Raw genomic sequence first — 527 nt, 5'->3', positions numbered from 1 at the left:
CGGGCCTGGATGCGCTGGAACGCCGCGATGCTGGTGCACCGCGCGCAGCGGCCGGACATCGGCGTCGGCGGGCACATCTCCACCTACGCCGGCGCGGCCACGCTCTACGAGGTGGGCTTCAACCACTTCTTCCGCGGCAAGGACCACCCCGGCGGCGGCGACCAGGTCTTCTTCCAGGGCCACGCCTCCCCGGGCATGTACGCCCGGGCTTTCCTCGAGGGCCGGCTCTCCGAGGAGGACCTGGACGGCTTCCGGCAGGAGAAGTCCCGCGAAGGCCATGCCCTGCCCTCCTACCCCCACCCCCGGTCCATGCCGGACTTCTGGGAGTTCCCGACGGTCTCGATGGGCATCGGCCCGGCCAACGCCATCTACCAGGCGCAGCTGAACCGCTACCTGCACAACCGCGGGATCAAGGACACCTCGGACCAGCACGTCTGGGCGTTCCTGGGCGACGGCGAGATGGACGAGCCCGACTCGCGCGGGTTCCTCCAGCTGGCGGCGAACGAGAAGCTGGACAACCTGACCTT

1 protein-coding gene is annotated in these 527 nt (G+C 69.8%); it reads left to right on the top strand.

Features of this window, described 5'->3' with window-relative positions:
• On the top strand, nucleotides 1-527 hold a 527-nt coding region (locus HGG74_RS18420; protein ID WP_512698807.1), incomplete at both ends, for a thiamine pyrophosphate-binding protein.

The sequence above is a fragment of the Arthrobacter mobilis genome (assembly GCF_012395835.1).
In the GTDB taxonomy this organism is placed as follows: Bacteria; Actinomycetota; Actinomycetes; order Actinomycetales; family Micrococcaceae; genus Crystallibacter; species Crystallibacter mobilis.
This window is presented reverse-complemented; position numbering and strand designations above follow the sequence as displayed.